The 20,497-nt window shown below is 53.3% G+C and carries 17 protein-coding genes and 6 tRNA genes; 1 reads left to right on the top strand and 22 read right to left on the bottom strand.

Annotation, left to right across the window (positions count from 1 at the left end; translation table 11 throughout):
* Window positions 1-117: 117 nt before the first annotated feature.
* The 10 genes from AC2FCQ_RS08710 to miaB all read right to left on the bottom strand — a co-directional run bounded on the left by AC2FCQ_RS08710 (window position 118) and on the right by miaB (window position 10,068).
* Window positions 118-843, bottom strand: a complete 726-nt coding sequence (locus AC2FCQ_RS08710; RefSeq protein ID WP_209636361.1) for an amino acid ABC transporter ATP-binding protein — start codon at window positions 841-843, stop codon at window positions 118-120.
* Window positions 843-1,517: a glutamate/aspartate ABC transporter permease GltK gene (gltK, locus tag AC2FCQ_RS08705; protein WP_209636359.1), complete on the bottom strand. Its 675-nt coding sequence runs from the start codon at window positions 1,515-1,517 to the stop codon at window positions 843-845. The genes AC2FCQ_RS08710 and gltK overlap by 1 nt, the downstream gene beginning before the upstream one ends.
* The gene (locus AC2FCQ_RS08700; protein ID WP_490308054.1) at window positions 1,517-2,257 is read right to left on the bottom strand and encodes an amino acid ABC transporter permease; all 741 of its coding nucleotides are present in this window, start codon (window positions 2,255-2,257) and stop codon (window positions 1,517-1,519) included. Before AC2FCQ_RS08700 ends, gltK begins: the two co-directional genes overlap by 1 nt.
* A gap of 213 nt (window positions 2,258-2,470) precedes the next feature.
* The gene (locus AC2FCQ_RS08695; protein WP_265554414.1) at window positions 2,471-3,367 is read right to left on the bottom strand and encodes an amino acid ABC transporter substrate-binding protein; all 897 of its coding nucleotides are present in this window, start codon (window positions 3,365-3,367) and stop codon (window positions 2,471-2,473) included.
* 432 nt (window positions 3,368-3,799) lie between these two features.
* A complete protein-coding gene (gene lnt, locus AC2FCQ_RS08690) occupies window positions 3,800-5,329 on the bottom strand; it encodes an apolipoprotein N-acyltransferase (RefSeq protein WP_490308053.1) in 1,530 nt (509 codons plus the stop codon).
* A gap of 7 nt (window positions 5,330-5,336) precedes the next feature.
* Window positions 5,337-6,215 carry a CNNM family magnesium/cobalt transport protein CorC gene (gene corC, locus AC2FCQ_RS08685; protein WP_209636353.1) on the bottom strand — a complete coding sequence of 293 codons (879 nt, stop codon included), beginning with the start codon at window positions 6,213-6,215 and terminating at the stop codon, window positions 5,337-5,339.
* Window positions 6,216-6,299: 84 nt separating this feature from the next.
* On the bottom strand, window positions 6,300-6,773 hold the full coding sequence (gene ybeY, locus AC2FCQ_RS08680) for an rRNA maturation RNase YbeY (RefSeq protein ID WP_020825630.1): 474 nt from the start codon (window positions 6,771-6,773) through the stop codon (window positions 6,300-6,302).
* Window positions 6,770-7,825 carry a PhoH family protein gene (locus AC2FCQ_RS08675; protein WP_209636351.1) on the bottom strand — a complete coding sequence of 352 codons (1,056 nt, stop codon included), beginning with the start codon at window positions 7,823-7,825 and terminating at the stop codon, window positions 6,770-6,772. The genes ybeY and AC2FCQ_RS08675 overlap by 4 nt, the downstream gene beginning before the upstream one ends.
* A 216-nt stretch (window positions 7,826-8,041) precedes the next feature.
* Complete coding sequence (locus tag AC2FCQ_RS08670; protein WP_209636349.1) at window positions 8,042-8,377, bottom strand: zinc ribbon domain-containing protein YjdM; 336 nt, start codon at window positions 8,375-8,377, stop codon at window positions 8,042-8,044.
* A 254-nt stretch (window positions 8,378-8,631) separates the two neighbouring features.
* Complete coding sequence (gene miaB, locus AC2FCQ_RS08665; RefSeq protein ID WP_265554410.1) at window positions 8,632-10,068, bottom strand: tRNA (N6-isopentenyl adenosine(37)-C2)-methylthiotransferase MiaB; 1,437 nt, start codon at window positions 10,066-10,068, stop codon at window positions 8,632-8,634.
* A gap of 322 nt (window positions 10,069-10,390) precedes the next feature.
* Here miaB and ubiF point away from each other — a divergent pair, with 322 nt between their 5' ends.
* Window positions 10,391-11,572, top strand: coding sequence for a 3-demethoxyubiquinol 3-hydroxylase (ubiF, locus tag AC2FCQ_RS08660; protein ID WP_490308052.1), 1,182 nt, complete (start codon window positions 10,391-10,393; stop codon window positions 11,570-11,572).
* A gap of 107 nt (window positions 11,573-11,679) precedes the next feature.
* Here the strand turns inward: ubiF and AC2FCQ_RS08655 are convergent.
* From AC2FCQ_RS08655 to nagB, 12 genes are all read right to left on the bottom strand, one after another.
* Window positions 11,680-11,754: transfer RNA gene (locus AC2FCQ_RS08655), tRNA-Gln, on the bottom strand.
* A 19-nt stretch (window positions 11,755-11,773) separates the two neighbouring features.
* Window positions 11,774-11,850: transfer RNA gene (locus AC2FCQ_RS08650), tRNA-Met, on the bottom strand.
* A 37-nt stretch (window positions 11,851-11,887) separates the two neighbouring features.
* Window positions 11,888-11,962 (bottom strand) — tRNA-Gln (locus AC2FCQ_RS08645).
* Between the two features lie 40 nt (window positions 11,963-12,002).
* Window positions 12,003-12,077, bottom strand: a tRNA-Gln gene (locus AC2FCQ_RS08640).
* Between the two features lie 28 nt (window positions 12,078-12,105).
* A tRNA-Leu gene (locus AC2FCQ_RS08635) sits at window positions 12,106-12,190 on the bottom strand.
* Between the two features lie 8 nt (window positions 12,191-12,198).
* Window positions 12,199-12,275 (bottom strand) — tRNA-Met (locus tag AC2FCQ_RS08630).
* Window positions 12,276-12,495: 220 nt separating this feature from the next.
* Window positions 12,496-14,160, bottom strand: a complete 1,665-nt coding sequence (asnB, locus tag AC2FCQ_RS08625) for an asparagine synthase B (RefSeq protein ID WP_209636343.1) — start codon at window positions 14,158-14,160, stop codon at window positions 12,496-12,498.
* 290 nt (window positions 14,161-14,450) lie between these two features.
* Window positions 14,451-15,905 carry a chitinase ChiC gene (gene chiC / locus AC2FCQ_RS08620; protein WP_209636340.1) on the bottom strand — a complete coding sequence of 485 codons (1,455 nt, stop codon included), beginning with the start codon at window positions 15,903-15,905 and terminating at the stop codon, window positions 14,451-14,453.
* 179 nt (window positions 15,906-16,084) lie between these two features.
* The gene (locus tag AC2FCQ_RS08615) at window positions 16,085-16,837 is read right to left on the bottom strand and encodes an HAD-IIA family hydrolase (RefSeq protein ID WP_209636339.1); all 753 of its coding nucleotides are present in this window, start codon (window positions 16,835-16,837) and stop codon (window positions 16,085-16,087) included.
* Window positions 16,838-16,904: 67 nt separating this feature from the next.
* Window positions 16,905-18,125: a DNA-binding transcriptional regulator NagC gene (gene nagC / locus AC2FCQ_RS08610; RefSeq protein ID WP_209636337.1), complete on the bottom strand. Its 1,221-nt coding sequence runs from the start codon at window positions 18,123-18,125 to the stop codon at window positions 16,905-16,907.
* Between the two features lie 149 nt (window positions 18,126-18,274).
* Window positions 18,275-19,414, bottom strand: a complete 1,140-nt coding sequence (nagA, locus tag AC2FCQ_RS08605; RefSeq protein WP_209636335.1) for an N-acetylglucosamine-6-phosphate deacetylase — start codon at window positions 19,412-19,414, stop codon at window positions 18,275-18,277.
* Window positions 19,415-19,432: 18 nt separating this feature from the next.
* Complete coding sequence (gene nagB / locus AC2FCQ_RS08600; RefSeq protein WP_012005664.1) at window positions 19,433-20,233, bottom strand: glucosamine-6-phosphate deaminase; 801 nt, start codon at window positions 20,231-20,233, stop codon at window positions 19,433-19,435.
* Between the last annotated feature and the right edge of the window lie 264 nt (window positions 20,234-20,497).

Here is a 20,497-nt window from a genome sequence, read left to right as displayed (position 1 = left end):
TTATCTCCTTTTGTTGTTATCCAGTGAGCATCGGATCAAAACAGAGGAGAAACAAGTGCTTTTAGTGCCGGGCGGGGGGAAATAAAATTGCGCCCCAGGCGGGGCGCAGAGTCGTCATCAGTGCAGGATTTTCGCCAAGAAATCTTTAGCACGCTCGGACTCTGGGTTGTTGAAGAAGTCGTCTTTGTTACGATCTTCGACAATTTTGCCCTCATCCATAAAGATCACCCGGTTTGCCACTTTGCGGGCAAAGCCCATTTCGTGGGTTACCACCATCATGGTCATGCCTTCGTTCGCGAGTTCCACCATAACGTCCAGTACTTCGTTGATCATTTCCGGATCGAGCGCAGACGTGGGTTCATCGAACAGCATGGCGATAGGATCCATACACAGCGCACGGGCGATAGCCACACGTTGCTGTTGGCCACCGGAAAGTTGCCCAGGGAACTTATTGGCATGGGCGGTCAAACCGACACGCTCCAGCAACTTCAGGCCTTTATCGCGTGAGGCGGCCTTATCGCGTTTGAGTACTTTTACCTGTGCCAGCGTCAAATTGTCGATGATCGACAAGTGCGGGAACAACTCAAAGTGCTGAAACACCATGCCGACTTTTGAACGCAACTGCGCCAGATTGGTTTTTTTGTTGTTGACCGGGGTGCCGTTCACCAGGATATCGCCTTGCTGGATCGGCTCCAGGCCGTTGACGGTTTTGATCAGGGTGGACTTGCCTGAACCTGAAGGACCACAGACTACCACCACTTCGCCTTTTTTTACTTCAGTGGTGCAATCGGTCAGAACCTGAAAGTGACCGTACCACTTAGAAACATTTTTCAGGGATATCATCAAACAGTCCTTTTCTTCAAATAGCTTACCAGCGCCGAAGCGGCGAGACTGATAACAAAGTAGACAAAACCGGCAAACAGGATCATTTCGACCTGCGTACCGTCGCGCTCACCGATGGTGGAAGCAGTACGGAAGAAGTCAGCCAGGCTCAGTACGTATACCAGAGAAGTATCCTGGAAAAGTACGATGCCTTGGGTTAGCAGCAGCGGCACCATGGCGCGGAATGCCTGCGGCAAGATTACCAGCTTCATGGATTGCCAGTGAGTCATGCCTAATGCCAACGCAGCGGAAGACTGACCGCGCGAAATACTGATAATGCCGGCACGGATAATTTCCGAGTAATAGGCCGCTTCAAACAGGGAAAAGGCTACCATAGCCGAGATCAGGCGAATATCGGTTTTCGGTGATAACCCTAGAACCTGTTGTAATAAGCTTGGAACGACAAGATAGAACCACAACAGCACCATAACCAACGGCACCGAGCGGAACAGGTTGACGTACACGGCAGCGAACCAACTGATTGGCTTGAACGACGACAACCGCATGACGGCCAGAATGGTGCCCCAAAGGATACCGACAACGATGGCGGTCACGGTGATCTTCAGCGTAATGAGCAGACCCTGAAGGAGATAAGGGAAGCTTGGGACAATGGATGCCCAGTCAAATTCGTACATTATTTACTCCCCATATTGCCGGGCAACTGCACTTTTCTTTCGACCAAACGCATTAGCAGCATGATGACGGCATTGATGCCGATATAGGCCAGTGTAATCGCGGTAAAGGACTCATAGGCATGCGCGGAGTAATCCAGCAGTTTGCCTGCCTGGGCTGCCATGTCGACTAACCCGATAGTGGAGGCGATGGCGGAGTTTTTGACCAGGTTGAGCATTTCCGAGGTCATCGGCGGCACAATAACCCGGTAAGCATTCGGCAACAGCACGTAGCGATAGGTCTGCGGCAACGTCAGGCCCATGGCCAGCCCGGCAGCTCTCTGGCCACGTGGCAGCGACTGGATGGCGGCACGAACCTGCTCGCACACACGTGCAGCAGTAAAGAGACCAAGGCACAGCATCGAAGAAACAAAGAACTGCACGTTAGGATCGAGTTCGGTTTTGAACCACATGCCGATGTTGGTGGGCAGCAGTTCCGGGATCACCAGATACCAGGTGAAGAATTGCACAATGAGCGGCACATTACGGAACATTTCAACGTAACAGGTGCCAAGGGTGGAAAGAAAGCGGTTGGGTACGGTACGCAAGATACCGAATAGCGAACCGACAAAGAAAGCGATAATCCATGCACAGACGGAGAGGGCTACCGTTACCTGGAAGCCGGACCAAATCCAGCCAAGGTAGGTGGTATTCCCAAACGGGGCCTGCTGCAGAAAGATACCCCAGTTCCAATCTATTGACATAACAAACTCCGTTAAGCGGGCGCAGAGCGCCTAAAGATTGATGACTATTCAACGCCGATGGCACCGCGGCCAGTCGGGCTGACTTATGTGTGCGGGCATCGGTAATGTGCAATGGGGGAAAAATGCGGGAGGGGAACGGCCTCCCGTATTCCTGTCTGTCCCAGTCATCAACAGAGCTGGCTTGGCCTGATGGCCGCCCCAGCCCTTGTTCTATTAGTTCAGTGCTTTATCGTTAGGTTCTTTGAACAATTTCTTCATGTCGTCCGACAGTTCGAAGTTCATGTTGAGATTCTTAGGTGGGATAGGTTGTTTGAACCACTTATCAAACCATTTCGTTGCCTCACCTGAAGTCTGTGCCTGAGCGATGGTGTCATCGACCAGTTTTTTGAACTCAGGATCGTCTTTACGCAGCATACAGCCGTAGGCTTCTTGAGATTGCGGCGTTCCAAGGATTTCCCATTGATCCGGCTTCTTCGCTTTTGCGCGTTCGCCGGCCAGCAGGGCGTCGTCCATCATAAAGGCCACGGCACGACCGCTTTCCAGGGTACGGAATGAGTCACCGTGGTCTTTGGCGCTGATGATGCGCATGTTCATTTTGTTACTGTCGTTCAGCTTATTGAGCAGCACTTCAGAGGTGGTACCGGACGTTACGACGACAGGTTTCCCGGCCAGATCTTTGAAATCTTTAATATCAGAGCCTTTTTTTACCAACAGGCGGGTACCGACCACGAAGATGGTGTTGGAGAAGGCGGCCTGTTTTTGACGCTCAAGGTTGTTGGTGGTTGAGCCACATTCGAAGTCAAAGGTACCGTTTTGCAGCAGTGGGATACGGTTCTGTGAGGTGATTGGCAACATTTTTACCTGCAGGTTAGGCAGGTTCAGCTTTTTCTTAACAGCATCAACGATTTGGTTGGAGTAGTCCTGGGAGTAACCCACAACTTTCTGCTGGTTGTCGTAGTAGGAGAACGGCACTGACGATTCGCGATGGCCGACAACGATCACGCCGTTATCTTTGATTTTCTTCAGCGTACCGGTCAGTTCTTCCGCATGGGCTACGCTACCTGCCATACCGATCAGCAGTAACGATAACGCCAATTTACGCATTTGCATGGTCCAACTCCTTTGCTGTTGTGGTGGCTCAAATTCAAAGAGCATCAGATTCAAAATGGAGGTTTATTGCTTAAGTTATAAAGATAGTCTTAGTACCGATAACCGTTAGAAAATAGCCGATTGTGAACGGCTTGAAACTAAAATGTTTCATTTTTTGAGACGCCACGCGCACCAAATTAATGCAACAAAATCTCAATGCACCTATATGGTGCCGGTCATGCCCCTGAGTTGTGCATAAGTGCGACAAAGCGTCAGTAAAAGTAAATCGGTCATCAATCACAGAATAATTAAAGCAAGGAGTGTGCCAGAAACGCTGATTTAGCAATGGTTTATGCTGGCTGAATGGCAAACGCTGGCGATGCGGGAGGCAATGTTAAGTTTATAGGGGGGATGAATTGAAGCGGGGCGTGCCAGCGGCAACGCCCCAAAGGATTATTTACGACGCAGACTGAGGATCAGCGCCAGACCGCTGAGCAGTAAAGTGACGATCCACAATGGCGTAGCGCCAAAGCGGGCATAAGGCGTGATGCCGGTGGTCGGCGTCATTTTCACTTCAAGCACCTTACGAGTGAACTGCGGAATCTCTGCGATGACCTCACCGTTGGCATCTACCGCGGCGGTGACGCCGTTGTTTGTGCTGCGCAACAGTGGCCGGCCCAACTCCAGTGCCCGCATACGCGCCATCTGGAAGTGCTGCCACGGACCGATGGAATGGCCGAACCAGGCGTCATTGGAAATGGTCAACAGGAAGTTGGTATCTGGGCGGAAGTTGTCGCGAACCTGTTGGCCCAAGACAATCTCATAACAGATCGCCGCAGTCAGGTTGTACCCCTTCACACTGAGCTGCGGCTGGACATAATCGCCGCGGCTGAAGGAAGACATTGGCAGATCAAAGAACGGTGCCAGTGGGCGTAACAACGTCTCCAGCGGGACAAACTCGCCGAAGGGCACTAAATGGTGCTTGTTGTAGCGGTCTTTGGCTGGGTAGCTGTAGGGGGCGGGCTCGCCCAATACAATGGCGCTGTTGTAAATTTGCTGGCCCTGCGGTGTCGCACGTACGTCAACAATGCCGGTGATCAGGCTGCTGTTTTTGGCACGCATCAGATCATCCATCATAGTCAGGAAACCATTCTGGCTGGCTTCATAGTCCGGGATGGCGGATTCCGGCCAGATGATGATCGGCGCTTTGCCCACATAGGGGCGCGTTTCATCCAGGTAGGTTTGCAGCGTGCTGACCAGGGCTTTCGGGTCCCACTTCATCGACTGAGCGATGTTGCCCTGAACCATGGCGACGTTGACCGCTTTGTCCGGTTGTGGGGTGAACCAGTGCAGTTGGCGCAAAGGCCACGGCAACAGCAGCAGCGCGACGGCAACCACGGCCGGCGTGATACGGCGTTGATTCACCGCGTACACCAGTAGCCCGGCGATCGCCATCAGCATAAAGGTGATGGTATCTACCCCCATCAGCGGGGCAATACCTTTTAACGGCCCGTTGAGCTGGCTGTAACCGAACTGCAGCCAAGGGAAACCGGTTAGTACCCAACCACGCAGAAACTCGGTCACTTGCCACAACACGGGCGCGGCAATCGCCAAACGGTACCAGCTGGTAGCTGGCCACAGCCGTGCCAGCAATCCGGCAAACAGCCCGGTATACAGTGACAAATAGGCGGCCAGTAACGCGACCAGGAAAATATTAACGGCGAAGGGCATGCCACCGAAATCGGCAATGCTGACGTAAACCCAGTTAATGCCGGTACCGAACAGACCGAAGCCCCAGCAGAAACCGAGCAAGGCGGACTGTTTAGTCGTGCGATTGAGGGTAACGGCCAACAGGCCAAACAAGGAGACAATGGCCGCAGGCCAGATATCGTACGGAGAAAATGCCAACGTACCGCTGGCACCGGTCAACAGCGCCAGTAGGGCGCGAACCCACTGGCGTTCAAGGAAAGAGGCTTTAGCCATGTTTAATTTAGTCTTCCAGTTTCGGTTGCGGAGAATCGTCCGGAATTTTTACATGAACCTGGATGATACGTCGACTGTCGGCCATCGCAACTTTAAATAGGTAACCTTCGATTTCAATGGTTTCCCCGCGCGCAGGCAAATGACCGAAGGCTTGCATCACCAGACCACCGATAGTGTCGACCTCGTCATCACTGAAATGGGTGCCGAAGGCTTCATTGAAGTCTTCAATCGGTGCCAATGCGCGCACGGTATACATATGACGGCTGAGCTGGCGGATATCCAGATCGTCTTCGTCATCATATTCATCTTCAATCTCGCCGACTATCAGCTCCAGAATGTCTTCGATAGTGACCAGACCGGATACGCCGCCGAATTCGTCAATGACAATCGCCATGTGATAACGCTGGGAGCGGAACTCCTTCAGCATCCGGTCTACTCGCTTGCTTTCAGGCACCACCACGGCGGTACGCAGCACCTTGTCGATGCTGAACTCCTCGGATTCTGCACGCATAAACGGCAGCAGATCCTTGGCCATCAAAATGCCTTCGATGTGATCTTTATCTTCGCTGATCACCGGGAAGCGCGAGTGGGCGGATTCAATGATCACGTCCAGGCACTCTTCCAGCGTTTGGTTACGCTTGAGCGTTACCATCTGGGAGCGCGGGATCATGATGTCGCGCACGCGCTGCTCGGCGATATCCATCACGCCTTCCAGCATGTCTCGGGTATCGGGATCGATCAGGTCGTTTTGCTCGGAATCACGGATCAGCTCTACCAGATCACCACGGTTTTTAGGTTCGCCGTGGAACAGCTGGTTAAGGATAAGAGTAAAGAACCCCTTCTTGGGACTGGGGCTGTCATTGCTTTGTGAATGGTCGTCGCTCATGGCGTTTTAGTTAACATCACTCATGTCAGAGTTAGGGGAGTCAGCGACAGCCCCATAGAGGGGCTGTGGGGAAATCAGCTGACGTCAGAGAGGGTCTTTTTCCGCCAGGTACGGGTCCGGATAGCCCAGGCCGTGCATGATTTCGGTTTCCAAAGACTCCATTTCTTCGGCTTCATCGTCTTCGATGTGGTCATACCCTAGCAGATGAAGGCTACCGTGAACAACCATATGCGCCCAGTGGGCCTCCAGCGCCTTCTCTTGCTCAACCGCTTCTTGTTCAACGACCTGTCGGCAGATGATCAAATCGCCGAGCAGCGGCAGTTCAATACCCGGGGGGGCTTCGAACGGGAATGACAGCACATTGGTGGGTTTGTCCTTGCCGCGATAAGTCAGGTTCAATTCGTTACTTTCGGCCTCGTCGACCAAGCGAATGGTCACTTCGGCTTCTTCTTGAAACTGCGGTAGCACGCCTTCCAGCCAGCGCTGGAAAGTGGCCTCGTCCGGCAGACCGTTACTGTCTGCACAGGCAATCTGCAGATCCAAAATCACCTGACTCATGGTATCTCCTGCTCGGAGGCGATAGTCGCCTCGCGCTTACGTTGTTCGTTAATGGCGTCTTTGCGTTTCTGTTCGGCGGCTTCCCAGGCTTCATAGGCGATTACCACACGGGCAACGACCGGATGACGAACCACATCTTCGCTGTGGAAGAAGTTGAAGCTCAGCTCTTCGACGTCCGCCAGCACTTCCATCGCGTGGCGCAGGCCGGATTTTTGGTTGCGTGGCAGGTCTACCTGCGTCACGTCACCGGTAATCACCGCTTTTGAGTTGAACCCGATACGTGTCAGGAACATCTTCATCTGTTCGATAGTGGTGTTCTGGCTCTCATCAAGGATGATAAACGCATCGTTGAGGGTACGGCCGCGCATATAGGCCAGCGGCGCAACTTCAATCACATTGCGTTCAATCAACTTTTCTACGCGCTCGAAGCCCAGCATTTCGAACAGGGCGTCGTACAATGGGCGCAGATAAGGATCGACCTTTTGGCTCAGATCCCCTGGCAGGAAGCCCAGTTTTTCACCGGCTTCGACCGCGGGGCGGGTCAGCAGTATGCGACGAATGTCCTGACGTTCCAGCGCATCTACCGCGGCAGCAACCGCCAGATAGGTCTTGCCGGTACCTGCCGGGCCAATGCCAAAGGTAATGTCATGGTCGAGAATATTGGCGATGTACTGCGCCTGGTTCGGCGTACGCGGTTTCACCATGCCACGCTTGGTTTTGATGGTGACGGCCTTGCCGTAATCCGGCACGCTGTCGGCAATCTGTTCCAGCACCCGGCTTTCTTTGATGGCCAGATGAATTTGTTCCGGATCGATATCTGGGATCACGCCGCGGATGGGGGAGGTGTCCACGTACAGGTGGCGCAGGATATCAGCGGCGGCAACCACACTCGGGTTTTTGCCAACCAGTTTAAAACGGTTGTCACGGCGGTTTATCTCAATACCCAACCGGCGTTCGAGTTGTTTGATGTTCTCATCAAACGGGCCGCACAGGCTGAGTAATCGCTTATTGTCTGCCGGCTCTAACAAAATTTCTTGTGTTGCGACGTTCAAACTATTCCTCAAGGCTCATATCGGGCCTGGTTGATTTTCGGTACGCGCATTCAGGGCAAAACCTGAGGTTCTCTACCTTGAATTATTCATGGTGCGACGCACTGGCGCAAGTTTACCCATGATCTATCTGTGCGCCGACGGCGAAATTCAAGGGCTGATAGAGGAAAAACGCGGCCTAAACAGCCGCGTAAGAACGTGAGAGCAAAGTCTACGGGATCAGTTCTTTTTCACGAACTCGGATTTCAGCTTCATTTGACCAAACCCATCGATTTTACAATCAATGTTGTGGTCGCCTTCCACCAGACGGATGTTCTTCACCTTGGTGCCAATTTTCAGCATTGAAGAGCTGCCTTTGACCTTCAAATCTTTTACCACGGTCACCGCGTCGCCGTCGGCCAGCAGGTTGCCGTTGGCGTCTTTGACAATCAGCGCATCGCTGTCTTCTGCCGGGGCGCTGTCGCTCCACTCGTGGGCACATTCAGGGCAGATGAACATCGCGTTGTCCTGATAGGTGTATTCGGAGTTGCACTTCGGGCAGTGTGGGAGTTGCATGTTATGTCGCCTCTTAAAATAGAAAAAAGAACCGCAACGGACGCACGCGCCCGGCGGAGAAATAAATGTTTTTGTACGGGATGTCATTCCAAAATAATTGGAGTTACATCACAACAAAGCCACGGCTTTGTTGAACAGCGCTTCCGCTGGCCCCAACGGGGCGAGGCTTTGCCGAGTAACGCGGCAGCGAGCCCCCAGTCACTGAGTAAACTAAGTGACTGGGGGGAGCGTGCGTGGCCAACACAGATGCAGCTTCAAGTATGAAGGGAGGGCTGGTAAATACCGACACCTAACGCATTTTCTTTGCGCGTCCGGGCGATGACTGACTGCGGGGATTCATGTACGCGCAGGTCCATCTGCTGTTCGGTACGTACCACTGCGCCACGCAGGGTGTTGGTCAAAACGTCGGTGATTTCCACATCAACGAACTGGCCGATCATGTCCGGCGTGCCTTCAAAGTTCACCATGCGGTTGCATTCGGTACGGCCGGCTAATTCCATCACGCTTTTGCGAGAGGTCCCTTCCACTAAAATGCGTTGTACGGTGCCGAGCATCTTACGGCTGAACTGCATCACCTGCTGATTGATGCGATCTTGCAGAATGTACAGTCGCTGTTTTTTCTCTTCTTCACTGACGTCATCGACCATATCGGCTGCCGGGGTTCCCGGGCGTGACGAATAAATAAAGCTGAAGCTGGCGTCGAAGTTAATTTCGGCAATCAGGTTCATGGTCTGCTCGAAGTCAGCCTGGGTCTCGCCTGGGAAGCCGATGATGAAGTCTGAGCTAAGCTGAATGTTGGGACGCGCCTTGCGCAATTTGCGAATGATCGCTTTGTATTCCAGCGCGGTGTGCGCGCGCTTCATCATGGTCAGGATGCGGTCTGAGCCACTCTGCACCGGCAGATGCAGGAAACTGACCAGTTCCGGCGTATCTTCATACACGGCGACGATGTCATCGCTGAACTCGATCGGATGGCTGGTGGTGAAGCGGATGCGATCGATACCGTCGATGGCCGCGACCAGACGCAGCAGTTCGGCGAACGAACAGATGTTGCCGTCGTAAGTGGCTCCGCGGTAGGCGTTAACGTTCTGACCGAGCAGGTTCACTTCCCGCACGCCCTGCGCTGCCAATTGCGCGATTTCGAACAGCACGTCGTCACTCGGGCGGCTGACTTCTTCACCGCGGGTATAAGGCACCACGCAGAAGGTGCAGTACTTGTTGCACCCTTCCATGATAGAGACAAAGGCCGTTGGGCCCTCAGCGCGCGGCTCCGGCAGGCGATCGAATTTCTCGATTTCCGGGAAGCTGATGTCGACCACCGGGCTGCGAGTGCCCTGCACATGGTTGATCATTTCCGGTAGGCGGTGAAGAGTCTGAGGACCGAATACCACGTCTACGCAGGGGGCGCGAGTACGGATCAACTCCCCTTCCTGGGAGGCGACACAGCCGCCCACACCGATGATCAGCGCAGGGTTTTTCTCTTTCAACAATCTCCAGCGGCCCAGCATGGCGAAAACTTTTTCTTGCGCTTTTTCGCGGATCGAGCAGGTGTTCAGCAGCAGCACGTCCGCTTCTTCGGCGTTTTCGGTCCACTCGAAGCCGTGCGTGCTGTTCAACAGGTCTGCCATTTTTGATGAATCGTATTCATTCATCTGGCAGCCCCAGGTTTTGATATGTAGTTTCTTCGTCATTGACTTGCCATTACTCAGTGCGGAGCGAAAGTTGCGATACACGACGTGCAGAGCGCTTATACCTTATGGCTTTCAAGTTGCAGTTAGGCGGCAAGTTCGGGAGTCCCCAGGCGCTTACTCAGGTAAGTAACTGGGGTGAGCGAAGGCAGCCAACAACGCTGCGGCTTGAAAGACGACAGGTATATTGTAAACATTTGACGCCGTTGTGACCAGCGCGGGGAAAACGGTATGCAACCTGAAGCCAAATTAAAAATCCGTTACACTGATGCCAAATGCCATGCCGGTGGGGATGGCGATAATCCACTAAGAAAATATAGCCAATATGAACACTTCTCAAAAACGGTATGACGCCGTGGTGGTCGGGGGCGGAATGGTCGGCGCCGCCGCCGCTCTGGGGCTGGCACAGGCGGGTTGGTCCGTGGCATTGCTGGAGCACCAGGCTCCGCAGGCGTTCGATGCCCACAGCCCACCGGATCTGCGCATTTCTGCGATTGGGTGCACATCGGTGGGGTTACTCAAACAACTGGGTGCCTGGCCAGCGGTGCAAGCCATGCGTACTGCACCCTACCGTCGGTTGGAAACCTGGGAATGGGCGTCTTCACGGGTGGCGTTTGATGCTGTCTCGCTCGGACTGCCGGAACTGGGTTTTATGGTGGAAAACCGCATTCTGCAACTGGCGCTTTGGCAGCAATTGGAACAGTGCGAAAATCTGACGCTCTGTTGCCCTGCCAAGCTGCGTTCTCTGCAACGCGTTGATGACCATTGGCAGGTGACGTTGGACTCCTCTGAGACGCTAGAGGCGCGTTTGGTGGTGGGGGCCGACGGTGCGAACTCGCAGGTACGGAACCTGGTGGCTATTGGTACTAACGGCTGGCAGTATCGCCAGTCTTGCATGCTGATCACCGTCGATACCGGTGCACCGCAGCAGGATGTGACCTGGCAGCAGTTTTTCCCTTCTGGGCCACGTGCTTTCCTGCCGCTGTATGATCAATGGGCTTCATTGGTATGGTACGACAGCCCGCAACGCATCCGTCAGTTGCAGGCAATGCCGTCAGCGCAGCTGGAGCGAGAAATCGCCGAAGCGTTTCCTGCACGTTTGGGGGCGGTAAAAGTGCATGCTGCCGGCTCGTTCCCACTGGCCCGTCGACATGCGCAGCGTTATGTATTGCCAGGGTTGGCATTGATCGGAGACGCGGCTCATACGATTAATCCGCTGGCTGGACAGGGCGTGAACCTGGGCTATCGCGATGTGGAAGCGTTGTTGGCCGTGGTGGGTGATGCGCGGGAGCAGGGCGAGGACTGGAGCAGCGAAGCGGTGCTCATGCGTTATCAGCGCCGCCGCCGTACCGACAATTTGCTGATGCAAAGTGGTATGGATCTTTTTTATACCGCCTTCAGTAATAATTTGGCGCCGCTCAGCGTGGCACGCAATATTGCATTGATGGCAGCTCAGCGGGCGGGTAAGTTGAAGGAACATGCGCTGAAATACGCACTGGGGTTGTAATTGCCCCTTGTTCGTAGGGGCGCTGCATGTTGCGCCCTGATAAACAACCTTCATATCGCCCAAACGTCAGACAGCAAAAAGCCCGCCGAAGCGGGCTTTTCTAAATGTGGCTGGGGTGCCAGGATTCGAACCTGGGTATGCTGGTATCAGAAACCAGAGCCTTACCGCTTGGCGACACCCCAATGGTGTAACAGTAAAATATGGTGGCTACGACGGGATTTGAACCTGTGACCCCATCATTATGAGTGATGTGCTCTAACCAGCTGAGCTACGTAGCCATTTGTCGATATTTTACTTTAAAGTCAAAGTAGATGATGGCTGGGGTACCTGGATTCGAACCAGGGAATGCTGGTATCAAAAACCAGTGCCTTACCGCTTGGCGATACCCCATCAACATGTCTAACTTTTTTTCGCATCGACCATTTAAAAATGGCTGGGGTACCTGGATTCGAACCAGGGAATGCTGGTATCAAAAACCAGTGCCTTACCGCTTGGCGATACCCCATTAGATGCCTGCAACTCGATGAATGAAATGGTGCGGGAGGCGAGACTTGAACTCGCACACCTTGCGGCGCTAGAACCTAAATCTAGTGCGTCTACCAATTTCGCCACTCCCGCAAAAAAGATGGTGGCTACGACGGGATTTGAACCTGTGACCCCATCATTATGAGTGATGTGCTCTAACCAGCTGAGCTACGTAGCCATCTTTTTTCGCGCAACCTTCATCGGCGTTGCGGGGCGCATTATGCGTATATGGCCGTTTTGCGTCAACAAGTTTTTTCCCAAAAAAGCGACCTGATGTGTTGTTTGTCTGGGTTGTGAACAGTATGGCGATAAAATCATCAATTCGGCTGATTAATGGTTGAAAACATCAACAAAAAGGCGGGCCCGAAGGCCCGCCCAAAGAATAAAACGCCGGACGATTATTTGTAGGCAGCCTGGTGAACGCCGACTGCACGACCAGAAGGATCGTCCATCTTTTTGAATGACTCATCCCATTCGATGGCTTTCGCTGAAGAGCAAGCCACTGACGGGCCGCCTGGCACGCACTCGGCTGCGCTTGGCAGAGGGAACAGCTCCTCGAAGATTTCGCGGTACAGGTAACCTTCTTTAGACCCTGGCGTGTTGTACGGGAAACGGAAACGTGCGGTTTCGAGCTGTTGATCGCTAATTTGCTTGGCAGCGACTTCTTTCAGCGTGTCGATCCAACTATAGCCCACGCCGTCGGAGAACTGCTCTTTCTGGCGCCAGGCCACGCTGGCGGGCAGATAGGACTCAAAACATTCACGCAGGATATGTTTTTCCATTTTGCCATTGCCGCACATTTTGTCTTTCGGGTTGATACGCATCGCCACGTCGAGGAATTTTTTATCCAGGAAGGGCACGCGTGCTTCTACACCCCAGGCAGACATTGCTTTATTCGCGCGAGCACAGTCAAACATATGTAATGCCAGCAGCTTGCGTACGGTCTCGTCATGGAATTCGCGGGCATCCGGCGCCTTATGGAAGTACAGGTAGCCACCGAACACTTCGTCTGCTCCCTCGCCAGACAGCACCATCTTGATACCCATCGCTTTAATCTTGCGTGACATCAGGTACATCGGGGTCGAGGCACGAATGGTGGTCACGTCATAGGTTTCGATGTGGTAAATCACGTCGCGAATGGCATCCAGACCTTCTTGCACGGTGAAATGAATCTCATGGTGCACGGTGCCCAGGTGGTTCGCCACTTCCTGCGCGGCGCGCAGGTCTGGGGAGCCTTCCAAACCGACAGCAAATGAATGCAGCTGCGGCCACCAGGCTTCGCTGCGCTCTTGATCTTCCACTCGGCGAGCGGCGTATTTTTTGGTGATAGCGGAAATGACGGAAGAGTCCAGGCCGCCAGACAACAGCACGCCATAAGGCACGTCAGACATCAGGTGACTTTTCACCGAGTCCTCCAGCGCGTTGCGTAGGGCATTGGCGTCTGTCACGTTGTCTTTGACATTGTCGTAATCGAACCAGTCACGCTGGTAGTATTCGCGGATCTCACCGTCCTGGCTCCACAGATAGCTGCCTGCCGGGAATTCTTTAATGGTGCGGCAAACCGGCACCAGCGCTTTCATTTCAGAGGCGACATACAGGTTGCCGAATTCATCATGACCCATATACAGCGGGATAATACCCAGATGGTCACGGCCAATCAGGTAAGCGTCTTTCTCTGAATCGTATAGCGCAAAGGCGAACATGCCTTGCAGGTCGTCGAGGAAGTCAGTGCCTTTTTCCTGGTACAGCGCCAGGATCACTTCACAGTCAGAGCCGGTCTGGAACGCATAGCGATCGCTCAGTTGTTGGCGCAGCGCCTGGTGGTTGTAAATCTCACCGTTAACGGCCAAAACGTGGGTGTGTGCTGCGTTGTACAACGGTTGTGCGCCATTGTTAACGTCGACAATCGATAGACGCTCATGCACCAGAATGGCTTTATCGCTGGCGTAAACACCGGACCAGTCCGGCCCGCGGTGGCGCATCAGACGGGACAGCTCCAGCGCTTTTTTACGCAGTTCAACGGGATCGGACTTCAGATCGAGCACACCGAAAATAGAACACATATAACGACTCTCCTAACGACTTTTATAGACTGTGATGTTGTTTTTGCTGTTATAGGCAGCGTCGCCGGCTCATCAATGATGGCGCGGTGTTGCTGCGTTGTGTTTATGAAAATGCGTCAAAACCAACAGGGGATGCAAGCGTTTTAGCGCAGTGCCAGAAAATAGTTGTTTGGGGTAGGGTGATTATTAGCGGATATTCAGTTTTTGACGTCAATAATTAGTGATAATGCATTTTTTTTGACAAATAGATGAGTTGCCGGAAAGTTTTACCGGCAACTCATTGCGGACTATCAGGCAGTCAGCTGCCAGAGTGTGAAGGCTGCGTCCGGTGTCCATCCGGCGTTAGAGGTGTGTGCTTGCAGGCAGGTGTATTTCTTTCCTTTGTAGGTCACTACATCACCGACCTTGTAGCTGTGGCTGTTTTGCCACTCATTGACGCCAGGGTCCGGCGGTGTGCCGCCGTCTGCCGTTTTCACTGCCAGTGCACTGCTCGGCAGGGAGGTGTTGCCTTTGTTGTCGGTGGCGGTGACAAAATAACTGTATTGTGTCGCCGCCGTCAGGCCGCTGTCTTGCAGCGACAGACCACCGGTCTGGCCGATCGCGTTACCGTTACGGTAAACCGTATATTGGCTTATCGGATTGGCGCTGTTAGCCGCAGCCCAGTTTAACGTAAGCGAGGTTGAGGTGATCGCGCTGGCGTTCAACGCCGTGGGTGCCTCAGGCTTTCCCGGCGGTGGTGTTACACCTCCCTGAATGAGCGCGGCGTAACGTGTTTTGAATTCCCAGTTGTAGGCCACGCCGGCCTTGCTCTTGCCGTTGTCCCAGTTAACCGACCAGGTCATCAGGCCTTTGATCGACAAACCTTTGGCATCAAGGCGCGCGAAGGCGTTATAGACAGCTTGCTTGTCGACCACATACCCGGTAGCAGCGGCGTCATTGTTGGTTGGCAGGCCGATAACAAACTTGGACGCTGGGATTTTGGTATAACCGCGGGTGCCAGTAACCAGACTTTCCGTCAGGTAATACAGAAAGTCTTCTTTCATGGCGTCATTATTTTGAGTGATCCAGGCGCCTTTACCGCCATTGGCTTCATCGACCCAGATACCGTCACCACCCTGGTTATAATATTGCGGTGCAATGAAATCATAATAACCTTCGAGTGCGGTAATATAATCCAGGTAAGTGCCGTTGGTACGTAAATAAGGGAACTCTGGCGCCATGCTGACAATAAAGTTTTTACCTTCAGCGGCATAATGTGTTTTTACTTTTTTCAATGCGGCCGGTAAGACCGTCTTATTATTAGCTGCGCCGATGGCGGCTTGTTCCAGATCGATGTCCAAGCCATCAAAACCGTAGGTTTCCACCAAACGAATAATTTCATTAGCCAACCGGTCTTCGTCGCCGGTTTTCAATTCGATATGTGCGTCAGCACCGCCCAGAGAAATCAGTACCGCACGGCCCTGGCTGTTCAGAACGCCAACCTGGCGGCGGAACTCGGTATCGGACAGGTTGTAGGGCTTGAAGGTTGGGATACCGTCGCCCTTCATAAACGCCACGGCAACCACATTATATTCAGCAGGAATATCGGTCAGGTTCATATTAGCGAACTGGCCCTGTTGGTAACCGTCGCTGGCACCCGCTGCCCAGTTATGCCAAAAGCCCATCATGATTTTTTTATTGGACATATCCGGCATGGCGGCTGCAGCATCTGCAACCTGTGCATTGATAATATTATCGGAGCTCATAGTAACCTCGTTATTTTAGGTAAGAGTATTTCCACTTGCCGTCAATAGGGTTTATTGGCGGGGCGTAAATATATAATGCGGGTTTTTAACGAGGGCGGGGTGAAACCTTTTCCTGCCAATAATAAATTTAATTCAAATTGACGGGGAGATAAAGGTGGCCGCAATGGCCACCTTAGGCATTAGAAAATATTGATATCCGCAACGGAAGGGAAGATGTAGCTCGGGCGGAATGGCATGGTTTCGACATCGTTCAGCGTCGAAACGCCAGACAGGACCAAGACGGTTTCCAGACCGGCCTGGAAGCCCGCCAGGATATCGGTGCGTAGGTTGTCGCCAACAATCACCGTTTCTTCCGAATGCCCCTGCATTTTATTCAGCGCGGCGCGGATAATCCACGGGCTTGGCTTACCCACGTAAAAGGGTTTGCGCCCGGTGATCTTTTCAATTGGGGCACAGAGTGCGCCGCAAGCCGGTGTAAAACCATGGCCATGGCTGTCCGGGTTGGTGGCAATGAAGCGGGCGCCATTGTTCACGAAGTAGGCGGCTTTGTGCATCATGTCCCAGTTATAAGAGCGAGTTTCACCGACGATCACAAAGTCCGGATTGATATCGGTAATGGTGAAGCCAGCTTTATACAGTTCGTGGATCAGGGCACCTTCACCGACCACGTAGGCCTTTTTGCCTTCTTGGCGGCGCAGAAAATCGGCGGTGGCCATGGCTGAGGTATAAAACGCGCTTTCCGGCACTTCAAGCCCGGCGGCGGAGAAGCGGTTCGCCAGATCCTGCGCGGTTTGTGACGGATAGTTAGTCAGAACGACCAGCGGCATGCCCTGTTCCTGAATACGCGCCAGGAAAAGATCGGCACCGGGAACCGGCGTGTTGTCATGTAGCAGCACGCCGTCGATATCACATATAACGTTTTTGATTGTCATTGTTGCTGTTTCTCATGATTTGCGGCAGGCAAAACGCGAAGATAGCACACCTGCCTGAGGCGGCGGATCAGCTTTCCAGCAATCGCTGCAATAGCACGCCGTTGAGCATCGCCCGTTTGGCCAGGGCGAAAGCGCCGATTGCCGAGCGATGATTAAGTTCGGAGGTGACTACCGGCAGGTTCTTGCGGAAGTCCTTCAGCACCTGAGTATTGATGCAGCTTTGGATTGCCGGCAACAGCACTTTTTCCGCTTCGGTGATTTCACCGGCGATCACCACTTTCTGCGGATTAAACAGATTGATGGCAATAGCCACGGCTTTCCCGAGATAACGACCCACGTGCTCAATCACTTCGCTGGCCAGCAGATCGCCGCGGTTAGCGGCTTTGCAAATGGCGGCGATGCTACAGTCGTCGAGCGTCAGTTTGCTTGGATAGCCCTGAGTCAGCAATTGACGAACGCGGTGTTCAATCGCGGCGTTGGCGGCAACGGTTTCCAGGCAACCGAAGTTACCACAGTGGCAGCGCTCGCCCAGCGGATCGATTTGAATGTGACCAATTTCACCGACGTTGCCGTTGTTGCCCAGGAAGATCTGGCCATTAACGATAATGCCAGCACCGGTACCCCGGTGCAGACGCACCAAAATAGAGTCTTCGCAGTCGCGGGTGGCACCAAAGTAATGCTCAGCTAATGCCAGACTACGAATGTCATGGCCGACAAAGCTGGTGACATTAAAACGTTGTTGTAGGTTGTCGACCAGCGCCCAGTTATTGACGCTGATGTGCGGCATATAGCGCACCACGCCTAGCGCAGGGTCAACCAGGCCAGGCAGGATGACGGCAATGGCGATTAACTCGCGCAGCTTGCGTTGATAGCTTTCGATAAACTGTGAAATGGCAGTGAACAGCGCATTTTCCAGTGTCTCCTGGGTACGCTCCGGCAGTGGATAGTGTTCTTCACCGAGCGATTTACCGCTCATGTCGTACAGCGTGATGGTGGCATCGTGACGACCCAGGCGTACAGCCACGGTATGGAAATGCCGGGTTTCGGAGACAATGGAAATGGCGCGGCGGCCGCCGGTAGAGGCTTGCTGATCGACTTCTTTGATCAGCCCGCGCTCCAACAACTGGCGAGTAATTTTAGTGACGCTGGCGGGCGCTAGCTGGCTCAGTTCGGCTATTTGAATGCGCGAGATCGGACCTTGTTGGTCGATCAGACGGTAAACCGCCGCGCCGTTGAGTTGCTTGACTAAGTCAACATTCCCTATCTGTGCTTGTCCGCCAGTACTCATCAATAATTTTACTCTCTGTCTACCCTTCATACTTCAAGTTACAGGGGGGCTGCCTTTACTCACTCAAATCACATACCCGCGTATGCTCATTGAGGTTCGTTCAGTTGCCGCCTACCTGCGACTCGAATTATTTTGGGTACATATGTTAGTTAAACCTCGTTACCGTTAACGAGCGTTTTGGTGATCTTAAAATCACGGGTAAATGCGGTCAGGTTCGCCACCTTACCGGCTTCGATCGTGCCTAAACGGTGATCCACGCCGATGGCACGCGCTGGATACAGCGTTGCCATACGCAGCGCTTCGTCCAACGCGATACCGACGTGTTCAACGCTGTTCTTCAAGGCGTCGATCATGGTCAGCGCGGAGCCGCTCAGGGTGCCGTTTTCGTCCACGCACAGCCCATCGCGATAGTATATTGTTTTACCGGCGAAAATAAATTGGTCAATATCGGCCCCCGCCGGGGCGGTGGCGTCGGTGACCAACACCAATTTATCACCTTTCATGCGTTTGGCGTTACGGATACTCGCCCAAGCGACATGATGACCGTCGGCGATAATGCCGGTATAGACTTCTGGCGTGTCGAAGATCGCCCCCATCAGCCCCGGTTCACGCCCGGTAATATACGGCATGGCGTTATACAGGTGAGTGGCGAAAGTGATACCGGCAGCAAATCCGGTGCGGGCCTGTTCGTACGTCGCATTCGAGTGACCGGCGGACACGACAATGCCGGCGGCGGTCAGCTGCTTGATAAAGTGCGGTTCTACCATTTCCGGCGCCAGCGTGACCTTGGTGATCACATCGGCATTAGCACACAGATAGTCGATCATCTCGCTGGTCGGCTTGCGGATGAACGCGGGGTTGTGGGTGCCTTTTTTCAGCGGGCTAAGGTACGGCCCTTCCAGATGCAGGCCAAGTGCCTGATTCGGGTGTTTTTTCAGATAAGCGCGCATCACATCGATGCTGTGCTTCATAAATTCGTCGCTGCTGGTGATCAGCGTTGGCAGATAGCTGGTGCAGCCGGATTTTTCGTTGGCACGCTGCATGATTTCCAGCGTCTCTTCCGAAATGGCGTCCAGCGAGTCGTTAAATTGCACGCCGCCGCAGCCGTTAAGCTGCACGTCAATCAAACCGGGGGCCAGGATAGCGCCACCCAGATCGCGCGTTTCGATGCCGGCCGGCAGCTCAGCCAGCGGGCAGACTCGTTCAATCAGCCCATCAGCGATAATAACTGCGTGGTCGTCAAGTACGTCGTGGCCGGTGAAAATACGGCCGTGGGTTAAAGCGAACATCGTAGCCCCCTGCAAGAATTAAAGACTCTTAACGCTTTCCGCTTCTAATTCGCGGAAATATTTAACGGTTTTGACTTTCAGTTCCATGGTGGATGGCTCATCGCACACCACAACCGCTTTGGCATGCAATTGCAGGCAGCTGATGGTCCACATATGGTTGATATTGCCTTCCACAGCGGCTTCCAGAGCTTGTGCCTTGGCATGGCCGGTCACCAGAATCATCACTTCTTCTGCGTCGAGCAGCGTACCGACACCCACGGTCAGTGCAAACTTCGGCACCAGGCTGACATCGCCGCCGAAGAAGCGGGAGTTGGCGATACGGGTATCTTCAGTCAGCGTTTTGATGCGAGTACGTGATGCCAGGGATGAAGCCGGCTCGTTAAACGCGATATGACCGTCAATGCCGACGCCGCCCATGAACAGATTGATTTTGCCGTAGGATTTGATTTTTGCTTCGTACTGGCGGCACTCGGCGTCAACATCCGGTGCATTACCATTCAGCAAGTTGATATTTTCACTTGGGATATCAACGTGATCAAAGAAATTACGGTACATGAAGGTATGATAGCTCTCCGGGTGTTCCTGCGGCAGGCCAACGTATTCATCCATGTTGAAAGTCACCACATGCTTAAAGCTTACTTCACCTGCTTTGTGCATCGCAATCAGATGTTTGTACGCTTCCAGCGGAGTACCGCCGGTTGGCAGGCCGAGCACAAACGGACGCTCCGCAGTAGGCTTGAATGCGTTGATGCGCTGGACGATATGGCGGGCGGCCCATTTGCCGACTTGTGCAGTATCTTTCAGTGGGATAAGTCTCATCTAACACCTCTTGGGGTAAGTAAACTAAAGCTATACTGGTTCGAGCCTGTGCAAGAGTCCTAAGCGTAACCCAGCTTTATGATTCTCGCGTGAAGCGTCAGGCTTGATGATTTTTTTAATGATAAAATAAGTTTTGTGTGATGGCTAGCAATGTGGCAGGTAAAGACTGCTTTTTGGTGATATAAATCACAAAAAAGGAGGTTTTAATTTGCGATACGAAATAATTTTTTTACACTCCACTTGTTGTCGCTCGTCCAGAGTTAA

The organism is Serratia sp. CoH_134_PS_4, from assembly GCF_058190535.1.
Note: the sequence above shows the minus strand (reverse complement) of the source record. Positions and strands in the feature narration are given on the sequence as shown.

Coding starts and splice junctions, on each gene's coding strand:
- AC2FCQ_RS08710 (WP_209636361.1), bottom strand. CDS start 843: ATGATATCCCTGAAAAATGTTTCTAAGTGGTACGGTCACTTTCAGGTT.
- gltK (WP_209636359.1), bottom strand. CDS start 1,517: ATGTACGAATTTGACTGGGCATCCATTGTCCCAAGCTTCCCTTATCTC.
- AC2FCQ_RS08700 (WP_490308054.1), bottom strand. CDS start 2,257: ATGTCAATAGATTGGAACTGGGGTATCTTTCTGCAGCAGGCCCCGTTT.
- AC2FCQ_RS08695 (WP_265554414.1), bottom strand. CDS start 3,367: ATGCAAATGCGTAAATTGGCGTTATCGTTACTGCTGATCGGTATGGCA.
- lnt (WP_490308053.1), bottom strand. CDS start 5,329: ATGGCTAAAGCCTCTTTCCTTGAACGCCAGTGGGTTCGCGCCCTACTG.
- corC (WP_209636353.1), bottom strand. CDS start 6,215: ATGAGCGACGACCATTCACAAAGCAATGACAGCCCCAGTCCCAAGAAG.
- ybeY (WP_020825630.1), bottom strand. CDS start 6,773: ATGAGTCAGGTGATTTTGGATCTGCAGATTGCCTGTGCAGACAGTAAC.
- AC2FCQ_RS08670 (WP_209636349.1), bottom strand. CDS start 8,377: ATGCAACTCCCACACTGCCCGAAGTGCAACTCCGAATACACCTATCAG.
- miaB (WP_265554410.1), bottom strand. CDS start 10,068: ATGACGAAGAAACTACATATCAAAACCTGGGGCTGCCAGATGAATGAA.
- ubiF (WP_490308052.1), top strand. CDS start 10,391: ATGAACACTTCTCAAAAACGGTATGACGCCGTGGTGGTCGGGGGCGGA.
- asnB (WP_209636343.1), bottom strand. CDS start 14,160: ATGTGTTCTATTTTCGGTGTGCTCGATCTGAAGTCCGATCCCGTTGAA.
- chiC (WP_209636340.1), bottom strand. CDS start 15,905: ATGAGCTCCGATAATATTATCAATGCACAGGTTGCAGATGCTGCAGCC.
- AC2FCQ_RS08615 (WP_209636339.1), bottom strand. CDS start 16,837: ATGACAATCAAAAACGTTATATGTGATATCGACGGCGTGCTGCTACAT.
- nagC (WP_209636337.1), bottom strand. CDS start 18,125: ATGAGTACTGGCGGACAAGCACAGATAGGGAATGTTGACTTAGTCAAG.
- nagA (WP_209636335.1), bottom strand. CDS start 19,414: ATGTTCGCTTTAACCCACGGCCGTATTTTCACCGGCCACGACGTACTT.
- nagB (WP_012005664.1), bottom strand. CDS start 20,233: ATGAGACTTATCCCACTGAAAGATACTGCACAAGTCGGCAAATGGGCC.